The organism is Enteractinococcus helveticum, assembly GCF_020742345.1.
GTDB classification, from domain to species: Bacteria; Actinomycetota; Actinomycetes; order Actinomycetales; family Micrococcaceae; genus Yaniella; species Yaniella helvetica_A.
The window spans coordinates 1-9,166 of the sequence record NZ_DYXC01000038.1; the positions used below are offsets into that span (position 1 = coordinate 1).

Here is a 9,166-nt window from a genome sequence, read left to right on the forward strand (position 1 = left end):
AGTTCCTCGGCACTATAGTCGGCGATCCGTTTGGCCATGGGCAGCCCGGCGGCACGGAATAATCGACCGTACCAACCCTCCATGGAATAGCCCGGGACGTTCAGGGCGCCGTCCTCCAGGGATTTCTTAGCATCATAGAGTTCAGACAGCACAAAGTCGGTGACCTCCCCGCGGCCCTGGCACGTGGGGCACATGCCACCGGTCATACTAAATTCCCGGTGCACGGAGGTTGGTTTATCGCCCTTGGTCACGGTGATCCGGCCCGAGGCCTGCACTGATGCCACATTAAACGCAAATGCCTGCGGCCCGCCAATGTGCGGGGTGCCCACCCGCGAATACAGTATCCGCAACAGTGCCAACGCATCCGTGACAGTCCCAACCGTGGAGCGCGGATTAGCGGGCAGTGATTCCTGATCAATAGCAATCGCGGTGGTCAACCCGGCCAGTTGGTCCACATTGGGCCGGGTGGTTTGGGGCATGAACCCCTGGATAAATGTCGAGTAGGTTTCATTGACTAACCGCTGCGACTCGGCGGCAATGGTTCCAAAAATTAGCGAGGATTTGCCCGAGCCGGAAACCCCGGTGCACACCGTCAGTCGGCGCTTGGGGATCTCTACGGTCACGTTATTGAGGTTATTCTGACGGGCACCAACCACCCGGATGGTGTCTGAATGATCGGCCGGATGTGTCAGGTGAGACTGCATTGCTCCAGCATATGCTGCTAGACCAATCCGGTACCAGGGTCGGCTCAAAATTTATCGCACTGATCTTGCCACGGGCTATAACCGGGCCAGCCAGGTCCTTCGATGTCATACGGTTCGCGACGTAAAGATAGCCGCCACCGTCACGTACGCACTGGAAGCCACGATATTTGCTGATCGTTACATTGCACGGCTCTTTGGGATGGTAATCGGTAACTTCGTTAACACACCGGGAAACGACCCAGCCTGATCTCAACAGATCAGGCTGGGTGTCACGGACGGCGTCCTCGTGCCGTGTAGTGTGACAGCCTCGACACTTCCTATGTCATACCGACCGGGCCTGGGAACGTTTGACGCAAGACGCTGCAGCTTACTCACCAGACAAAAGGCGGCAGCAGTCTGAGGAGCCTCATGCCCCAGGATGTCGATTACACACGCCGTTAATCCCAGGTGGCAACTGGTTCTCCCAGTATCTCCTCATCGACCTTGATTCCCAGCTCCGGTGTGGTCCCAGGAAGAACTCCGCCGTCGACGAATGTCGCGTCAACCGTTGCCGTTTTGATGGTGACCATGTCCTAGCAATTGAGTACACACCGGAGCAATTACTCGGGCACTGTTGCGCCCAACTGCAGTATGCCGGAAAAGCAATCGACGACCCGACGGTCTTGGACGCTGACCGTCATACCAGCGGTCCGGACGATATCTCGTTGACGCCACCCGGGGGTGACTCCTCCAGCCTTATTGCGGGCCTCCGGGGACCGGCAATGACGAGTTTTGGTATCCTTTCCCCGTTGGCCGGTCGCGTCCTTTGTCGCGATGGGTATCGCAGTGGGCATGTGGGGCGGCCAGCGCGCCTTAGGCCGAACCAACGACCAAGTGGTGTTTGGCATCGTCGTCGTGCTGGCAACGACTGGGGCAGCACTGTCCGTGGTGAACGGCATTGCCCAACTGGTATAACAGCTCAGGCCGCAGCTGCGCGGAGCTGCGCAATAGTGGACACCAAACGCCCACGTAGCACCTGTGAGCGTTCAACAAACCCGCGTTGAGTCTGCACATAGGCGGCTTTGCCTTCCGGGGTTTCAATGCGGATCGGCTCAAATCCCCACCCCGTCAGGTCATAGGGAGAAGCTTGCATATCGACGACGCGAATATCCCAGGCCAATTCGAAACAATCGGCCAGCAGCGACGAACTGATTGCCGGCAAGAGTTTCGAAGCCCACTTATACAGGTCCATATTGGCGTGCAGACACCCGGGTTGTTCGAATTCGATCATCGTGTCGCGAGTGGGTTGCAGATGATTCATTTCCCGCGCCTCAGGCGCATAGAACCGAAACGCATCAAAATGTGAACACGAAATCTTGTGGGATTCTACGACGTCGTCGGTACCTTGCGCGCCCAATCTCAACGGCACCGACGCATGCCGGAGACCGTGCACATCTGAACGATATGCCATGGCCCATTCGTGCAAACCAAAACAGCTCAATTTGGCATCGCGTGACACGGTGGCGGATAATAATTGCTCCACGAAATCCAATATGTTGGCCTGCCGGCGGCCAAATTCGGTCACATCGACCGTCCATCCGCCGTGCGGTAACCCGGCCGCAGCATCGGCGGTGACCTCGCGGTAAAACTTGGTGCCCGCCTGCGGGGCAGGCCTATCGGCGCCTGGGTTGGCAATGATGTAGCCTGCTCCTGGATGCCAGCGTTTGAGTGCCCCGGCTGAAAGATAATAGTACGAGAACAAAAAATCATAGACGGGGTGCCGAACACCTTGTTTGTGCAACTGGATTAGCGGATCTGTATATGAGCCGATGCGTTGTTTGTGGTCATGCGCCAGGGGCTGCCATTGCTCGGGAGAAAGAACAACGGTTACATTCATATCAGTCGGTTCCACGCCTCTAGTGTAGAAGCCTCAGCCCCGGGGACGCCAAAACTGGCTACAAACCGCTCGTCATGCCACGCAACGTAGTCCACCGGCAAAGAATCGACAAGAGTTTTTCACCCCGTGCCTCACACGCCGAAATGCGGCATACACCGCGTCGAGTAAACAGGAAGGAACTGCATGTCAGCTGAGCAATCCCAACACTCCGACGACGCCTCCTCAGCAACAACCGAGTACCTTACCGAAGACCGCCAACCGCTGAGCGCCCGTGTTTGGCGGCGACTCAAAAGCCCAGAAACCACCGCCGACCTACTGCTGGCCACCAAAGCTGTGATCGCCGGTACCAGTGCCTGGGCCATTTCCGTAGGTGTGCTGGGTACCGAGGTCGCCTTTATGGCCCCGTGGACGGCGTTGCTTACCGTCCATGCCACCGTGCATCGGTCACTTTCGCGCGGCGCCCAAACGGCGGTCTCCTCGGCAGTCGGCATGGGCCTGGCATTTGTCATCATGAACGTGCTGGGTGTCAACATCTTTACCTTCGCCCTGGCACTGTTCATCGGGCTGATGGGCGCCCGGTTGTCCTGGATCCGCGATGAAGGCGTCGCCATTGCCACCACTGCAATCTTCATTTTCACCGCCGACGACCCAATGTTTGCCGACCGCTTCATCGAATTACTGTTGGGCGTGGCCATCGGCATCCTGGTCAACGTGCTGGTGTTACCGCCCCTGCGCGATCATCAAGCAAACCGTTATGTGGACAGCATCAACCAGCGCATGGGTGCGGTGTTGGCGGACATGTCCCAAGAGTTTTCCGAATCCTGGGACACAGACCGAGCTGATGCGTGGTTGGCAGAAGCCCAATCGATGAGCGACGAATTGAATTCGGCCTGGCAAATGGTCAAATTCGCCCGCGAGTCCCGCCGCAAAAATCCGCGCCACCTGCTGCACCGCACAGCCCAAACCGACGACGACGTCGACTACGAACACGTCCTGAATAATATTGCTGAAGGTATTTCACACCTGCGCAATATGACACGCACCATGCGTCAAGCCACCTGGGCGGTGGGCTCCTGGGACGAACAATTCCGCAAAGGCTGGGTGCGCATCGCCTGCGACCTGGGGGAGGCCATCGCCGATCCGGATGGCGATGTCGCTGCCCTGCAGGACAACCTCGATACATTGGTCACCAAGATGTCACAGACACAGGATCTGCCACATGTCCAATGGCCCATCTACGGTGCCATGCTGGCCAGTTTGCGCCACATCATCCACATATTCTCGGATGTTAACGCACCCCCTGAACCGCGGGCATCCAGTGACGACGCCGCAGCCGGCTAGAGTCCCAAAAACTCTTTGATTGCTGGCATCTCGCGGCGGGCCTGTTCCAAACCGAGCCGGTGGGCCGCATTGAGTTTGGCAACATTTCGCTCACCGTTGGCCACCGGCATGACATCGGGGATAAAAAGGTAGGCTTTGCCCGCGCGCTCCAGCTCAAAGAGTTTGTCTCGGGTTTGGTTGTACCGCCACCAGCGGGTCAACAGCGCATCGGCTACGGCCGGATACTTCCGAAAATAGGTGCGATAAAACGCAGGAAATTTCTCGGGCTCCTTGCGGTATTGGCGCTCGCGAGTCAACACAATCAAAAACCGCTCGTATCCTAAATCTTCAGTCACCGTGATGGGTACCCCGCCATCGGTGCCCAGCGCGCCGTCGACATACGTTCTTCCATGAATTGCTACCGGCGGCATCACAATTGGCATGGTTGACGACGCCCGCACTCGACGCATCAGATCGGGTAGCTCACGCGTGTGCTCGCGCCCCCACCACACGGTGTCACCGGATTCGATATCAAAACCGCCGATCCGAAAGTCAGCGGGGTTCTGCTGAAACGCTTGCCAGTTATATTCCAGGGGCATGCCGGGAAGTCCGGCGCGTTCGTAAATATACTCCGCGTGAAATAGGCCCTTGCCGCGCACAAAGGTCCGCCAGTCACCAAAGTTCGGATCGGCGGCGAAATCCGTAAACGAGGTACGGGCTCGTGGGCCGTCGCAGGACAAATAGTTCGCGGTATTGGACGCCCCGGCAGAGATGCCTGCCACAAAGGGCGCATGGATATCCTCTTCCAGTAGCGCGACGACCATCCCAGACGTGTAGGATGCGCGCATGCCGCCGCCTTCAAAAAGCAGGGCGGTCTGCTGCAACAAAGTGGAGTGTGCCATTATTTCAGCTTAGGACACCGGTGATACCGGTTGAAATGGTTGATAACACGCTGCAGTCCAATACCGCATGCTAACCATCACAGAACGTTGGACGGCGTAGCTGGCAGCACATAATTCCACAGTCCGTTGGGAGAGGTGAAAACATTTCAGGTTTGGCTGCCACCGAGGGTGTACCCATCCGCTCCATGCCGGGCTGTTTGGCGGATCTTATGTAGAGTCTAGCGTGTTGAGATGAGTTATTTGTGTGTTCAATTGAACAAGTTAGCGAATTCTCCAGGTGTGACCGGTTCGCGTATGCGGAAAAGTCTAGGCTCACAGGGTTTGCTGAGTTAGGATGAGAGTTAAGACCGATCACCCTTTATTTTAAGGAGCCACGATGATTGAAGCCTGGATGTCCGCCGACGATATTGCTGAACACCTTGGAGTTACCAAGCACACGATTTACGGGTGGATCAATGACCGTTCCATGCCGGCGCACAAGATCGGCCGTCTGTGGAAGTTCAAGGCCTCCGAAGTCGACGAATGGGTGCGTACCGGTGGTGCCGCAACCGTCGAAGATGAGGAAGAATAATCTCCTTTTGAGCATAAAAAATCCTGGTTTGTGCACGAACACAAACCAGGATTTTCTTATCAGCTAGTTATTACTCAGTGGCTGAGGAGTCGGAGTGGTCCACGGATCCTCGACCGGCTGGGACAAACGCCATACGGCGTAGGCTGCGCCAGCGGCGGCAACGGTGATACCAAGTACCAACAGGCCGCGACCGGATTTCTTCTTCTGCTTTTTCTTAGCCTGTTTTTTCAACTGCTTTTCGGCGTCTTTCGCCCACTGCTGTGCGGCTTTTTGTAGACGACGACCAGATTTCTTGTCACCGGTGACTCGGGTAATGGCGTCGTTGACGAATTCTGGAAGTTCCGTGTCCTTGATGGCCTTGGCGCTTCCGGCGGCAACCGGTGCCAGCTGACCCGCAGCGGCAGGAAGATAGTCGTCTTGGACTTTGTGTTGGAAGGTTGAAGCGGCGTCACCGACTTTATGAGCGGCATCGGAAAGCGCTTTCGATGCGGCATCAACCACCGGTGCGGCGCGATCAGCTGAATCCTGCCAGACATGTTCTGCCCAGTCGCGCACGTTCTCTGCGGCTTCAGAGACGGTATCTCCCAGCGTTGGTGCTTTGGACTTAGAACGTCCCAACATAATTACCTCCATAATAGGGATTGACTACCCCTAGGTTACGCGCTCAAAGCCTCGGTTGCCACGATCTGACGCCGATAACACCCATTTCTTTAGGCTGCGCGCGTAGCATTTGAAACTCGCGCTGACTCAAGACTGGGTCAACGCCGTCAATGATGGAAGAATAGCGCTCATGAGTATTGCTACACATAAAGCTGTCATCAAAACCAACCGCGGCGACGTCGTCGTCGAACTGTTCGGCAACCACGCGCCGAAGACCGTTGAAAACTTCGTTGGTCTGGCCACCGGTACCAAAGACTGGACCGACCCAGCCTCCGGTGAAGCCAAATCCGGTGTCCCACTGTATGACGACACCATTTTCCACCGCATCATCTCAGACTTCATGATCCAGGGCGGAGACCCACTGGGCCGTGGCATCGGCGGACCGGGCTACCAGTTCGAAGATGAATTCCACCCAGAACTGGACTTCAACGAACCATATAAACTGGCCATGGCAAATGCTGGTCCGGGTACCAACGGGTCCCAGTTCTTTATCACCTCGGTAGCAACCCCGTGGTTGCAGAACCGCCACACTATCTTCGGTGAAGTCACCGACGCCGACTCCCAGAAGATTGTTGACGAACTGAATAATGTCCCAACCGGTCCACAGGATCGCCCGGTCAACGATGTAATCATCGAGACCATCGAAATCACTAAACTCTAAGGAATACCCTCGGCTATGTCATCCGGTCCAAGCTATGGTGCCTACCACGACTCCTCGGCAGGTCAGCCCACGTGTCCTAGGCACCCGGACCGGGTGACATATGTACGATGCCAACGCTGTGACCGTCCGGTGTGTACCGACTGCCAGCGGCCCTCACCCGTTGGCGTGCTGTGCGTTGACTGCGTAAGGCAACACCAGCGCTCAATTCCGCGCGAGCAGCGCGCCCCACGGTTTACCGACCGGCAGGGCAATGCGATCCCGCTGGCCACCTACATCATCATCGGGCTGACCGTGGTGGTCTACGGTCTGCAGTGGGTAGGCCAACTTATCCCGGGTTTCCCGGATGTGTCGAACCTGCTGATGTACTCGCCGCTGCACACTTCGGTGGCAGCCGTCGAATTTTCTCAAGTCACCGGCCAGCAATTATTCCAACCCTGGCGCATGCTGACCTCGGCCCTGGTGCATTCGATGGGCTCACCGCTGCACTTGTTGTTGAATATGGCTGTGCTGTGGCTGATCGGTCGTCAAATTGAACAATTTTTGGGTGCCGCAAAATTTGTGGCCATCTATGTGCTGTCGGCTTTTGGTGGGTCGGTGGCCGTCTTATTCTTGGCCGAACCCAACTCGGCGGTTGTAGGAGCCTCCGGGGCGGTCTATGGTCTGTTCGCCGCCCTGTGGATGATTGGACGACGCCTGGGTGCCGATACCCGCAGCATCACCATTTTGATCATCATCAACTTCGCCTTCTCGTTTATCTTCTCGGGTATTTCCTGGCAGGGACACTTGGGCGGTTTCCTCACCGGACTGGCCGCTTCCACACCAGTGGTCTTGGCAGATAAGAAACTTGCAGCCGGTGCCACCCCAGCAGTGCGTAAACGCACAAGCCGACTGACCTGGCTCGGCCTGGCGCTCGTCGCCGTCGTGCTGGTGGCACTGACGTTTATCGGGGCGTTGCTGATCGACACGCAGGCGCTGCTTGGCAGTTAGTCTGCTGTGGACAAGTCAGAAGTTAACCACAGTTTTCCCACACGATCTCCACAGGTTATCCACATAAATTGTGGATAACCTCGGCATACTCAGCCAAGCCATCGAGTTATCCACAGTTTTATGCACAATGTGGAGAATTACATGTGTGTAATTTGGGGATAGCGGTGGAAAACTACCGCCAACGGGTCATCATGACGAAACCAACCATGGCCAAGCCGAAACCGACGACGATATTCCACCCGCCAATACCGGGGATTGGCCACTGACCGCCCGGCACCAGATAAAACACCATGATCCACACCAGCCCGAGGATCAATAAGCCAAACATGATGGACTTGTACCAGACGGGCAGTGGCTCGGGCTGGTTATCGACCGCCATGAGCGCGGCATCCAATTCGGATTGCTGGTTGCGGGGCTTGCGGGGCTTCTTGGATGATGCCAATGGGATTCCTATTCAACAGGGGAGCGTATACTAACGACAGTATTCTACGTGGCTACATCACGTCCCGCAGTGTATCTTGACCCGAAGGATCAACTGGATGTCAGATCTCGGTGTGCAACCGCTCACGCGCCGTCAGGCGCACCGTCAGTCCACCCGTCGAAAACGCCGCAAACGCCCACCGCGCCCAACTTTTCTGGGCGTCGTCGGCGAACTGCTTATCACCGCAGGCATCTTCGTCTTGTTATTTGTGGTGTGGGAGCTGTATTGGACCAATCTCGGGGCCAACCGCGATGCCCAAGCCCACCGTGAGACGATTTCTGAATCGTTTTCGGAACATTACACCGGCTTTGATGGTAATGGCGCGGACCCCGCGGTGCCCGGCGTGCCGGGGGAGGCCTGGGGGCTGCTATATGTACCACGCTTCGGACCGGACTATTCGGTCCCGGTGCTGGAGGGTACCGGCACGGAAATCGACTCTGCCGTGTTGGGCCGTTACGAAAACTCGCCGGCACCCGGTGAAGAAGGCAACCTCGCGCTGGCTGGGCACCGCCAAACCTACGGTGCGGTGCTCTGGGATATGGACCAGTTGCAAGAAGGCGACCGCCTGTACTTACAAACCGCCAACGGATGGTGGGTCTATGAAACACGCAAGGTCCACATCGTTCAACCCTCGGCGGTAGAAGTCTTAGACCCCAATCCGCTGGATCCTGGCGGCCCGGCCGATGGGCAATGGCTGACCTTGACCACCTGTCACCCGCCCTACACCGTACTGGAACGCATGATCACCCACGCCGAGCAGGTGGAGTTTGTTCCGCTGGCCGAGGGACCACCGGCTGAGATCGCCGACGCCGTCAACGTCGCAGATTTTGAGCCCGAACCCCAAGCTGGTATCCACACCCCAGAACATAATGACGCCGTTATTCACCACGGCCTGAGCGAGGAGGCCTAGTCATGTACGCCTGGTTTTTTCACCTGCTGCCCGGACCAACCTGGTTCCGTTGGATCCTCGTGTTAGCACTGCTGGCGGTGGTTGTGGTGGTCCT

12 protein-coding genes are annotated in these 9,166 nt (G+C 57.0%); 6 read left to right on the forward strand and 6 right to left on the reverse strand.

Features of this window, described 5'->3' with window-relative positions; all coding sequences use genetic code 11:
- Both K8V32_RS03075 and K8V32_RS03080 read right to left on the reverse strand, forming a co-directional pair.
- Positions 1-704 (reverse strand): P-loop NTPase family protein (locus K8V32_RS03075; protein ID WP_524536677.1); only part of this gene is annotated, 704 nt, incomplete at its 3' end.
- A gap of 437 nt (positions 705-1,141) precedes the next feature.
- Complete coding sequence (locus K8V32_RS03080; RefSeq protein WP_303902708.1) at positions 1,142-1,273, reverse strand: hypothetical protein; 132 nt, start codon at positions 1,271-1,273, stop codon at positions 1,142-1,144.
- Positions 1,274-1,475: 202 nt separating this feature from the next.
- Between K8V32_RS03080 and K8V32_RS03085 the strand changes: the two genes are divergently transcribed.
- The gene (locus tag K8V32_RS03085; RefSeq protein WP_303902712.1) at positions 1,476-1,658 is read left to right on the forward strand and encodes a hypothetical protein; all 183 of its coding nucleotides are present in this window, start codon (positions 1,476-1,478) and stop codon (positions 1,656-1,658) included.
- 4 nt (positions 1,659-1,662) lie between these two features.
- Here the strand turns inward: K8V32_RS03085 and K8V32_RS03090 are convergent, their stop codons facing one another.
- Complete coding sequence (locus K8V32_RS03090; protein WP_303902716.1) at positions 1,663-2,595, reverse strand: 3-methyladenine DNA glycosylase; 933 nt, start codon at positions 2,593-2,595, stop codon at positions 1,663-1,665.
- Between the two features lie 168 nt (positions 2,596-2,763).
- Here K8V32_RS03090 and K8V32_RS03095 point away from each other — a divergent pair, with 168 nt between their 5' ends.
- On the forward strand, positions 2,764-3,921 hold the full coding sequence (locus tag K8V32_RS03095) for an FUSC family protein (RefSeq protein ID WP_303902719.1): 1,158 nt from the start codon (positions 2,764-2,766) through the stop codon (positions 3,919-3,921).
- Here the strand turns inward: K8V32_RS03095 and K8V32_RS03100 are convergent.
- Positions 3,918-4,802 (reverse strand): patatin-like phospholipase family protein, encoded by an 885-nt coding sequence (locus K8V32_RS03100; RefSeq protein WP_303902722.1) that lies wholly within the window; start codon positions 4,800-4,802, stop codon positions 3,918-3,920. The two genes, K8V32_RS03095 and K8V32_RS03100, sit on opposite strands and share 4 nt — an antisense overlap.
- Positions 4,803-5,178: 376 nt before the next feature.
- On the opposite strand from K8V32_RS03100, the gene K8V32_RS03105 reads away from it, so the two are divergent.
- Positions 5,179-5,373: a helix-turn-helix domain-containing protein gene (locus K8V32_RS03105; protein WP_303902725.1), complete on the forward strand. Its 195-nt coding sequence runs from the start codon at positions 5,179-5,181 to the stop codon at positions 5,371-5,373.
- Positions 5,374-5,436: 63 nt separating this feature from the next.
- On the opposite strand, the gene K8V32_RS03110 is transcribed toward K8V32_RS03105, so the two are convergent.
- Positions 5,437-5,994 carry a hypothetical protein gene (locus K8V32_RS03110; protein WP_303902728.1) on the reverse strand — a complete coding sequence of 186 codons (558 nt, stop codon included), beginning with the start codon at positions 5,992-5,994 and terminating at the stop codon, positions 5,437-5,439.
- Between the two features lie 169 nt (positions 5,995-6,163).
- On the opposite strand from K8V32_RS03110, the gene K8V32_RS03115 reads away from it, so the two are divergent.
- Together K8V32_RS03115 and K8V32_RS03120 are read left to right on the forward strand one after the other, a co-directional pair.
- The gene (locus K8V32_RS03115) at positions 6,164-6,694 is read left to right on the forward strand and encodes a peptidylprolyl isomerase (RefSeq protein WP_303902731.1); all 531 of its coding nucleotides are present in this window, start codon (positions 6,164-6,166) and stop codon (positions 6,692-6,694) included.
- Between the two features lie 165 nt (positions 6,695-6,859).
- Positions 6,860-7,681, forward strand: a complete 822-nt coding sequence (locus K8V32_RS03120; protein ID WP_303902733.1) for a rhomboid family intramembrane serine protease — start codon at positions 6,860-6,862, stop codon at positions 7,679-7,681.
- A 172-nt stretch (positions 7,682-7,853) separates the two neighbouring features.
- Here K8V32_RS03120 and K8V32_RS03125 read toward each other — a convergent pair whose 3' ends face one another.
- Complete coding sequence (locus tag K8V32_RS03125; RefSeq protein WP_303902736.1) at positions 7,854-8,123, reverse strand: cell division protein CrgA; 270 nt, start codon at positions 8,121-8,123, stop codon at positions 7,854-7,856.
- Between the two features lie 97 nt (positions 8,124-8,220).
- Between K8V32_RS03125 and K8V32_RS03130 the strand changes: the two genes are divergently transcribed.
- Complete coding sequence (locus K8V32_RS03130; RefSeq protein ID WP_303902740.1) at positions 8,221-9,072, forward strand: class E sortase; 852 nt, start codon at positions 8,221-8,223, stop codon at positions 9,070-9,072.
- Positions 9,073-9,166 lie beyond the last annotated feature (94 nt).

Bases quoted from the DNA above. Each gene is read 5' to 3' on its own strand.
- K8V32_RS03080 (WP_303902708.1), bottom strand. From the start codon at position 1,273: ATGGTCACCATCAAAACGGCAACGGTTGACGCGACATTCGTCGACGGC.
- K8V32_RS03095 (WP_303902719.1), top strand. From the start codon at position 2,764: ATGTCAGCTGAGCAATCCCAACACTCCGACGACGCCTCCTCAGCAACA.
- K8V32_RS03100 (WP_303902722.1), bottom strand. From the start codon at position 4,802: ATGGCACACTCCACTTTGTTGCAGCAGACCGCCCTGCTTTTTGAAGGC.
- K8V32_RS03105 (WP_303902725.1), top strand. From the start codon at position 5,179: ATGATTGAAGCCTGGATGTCCGCCGACGATATTGCTGAACACCTTGGA.
- K8V32_RS03110 (WP_303902728.1), bottom strand. From the start codon at position 5,994: ATGTTGGGACGTTCTAAGTCCAAAGCACCAACGCTGGGAGATACCGTC.
- K8V32_RS03115 (WP_303902731.1), top strand. From the start codon at position 6,164: ATGAGTATTGCTACACATAAAGCTGTCATCAAAACCAACCGCGGCGAC.
- K8V32_RS03130 (WP_303902740.1), top strand. From the start codon at position 8,221: ATGTCAGATCTCGGTGTGCAACCGCTCACGCGCCGTCAGGCGCACCGT.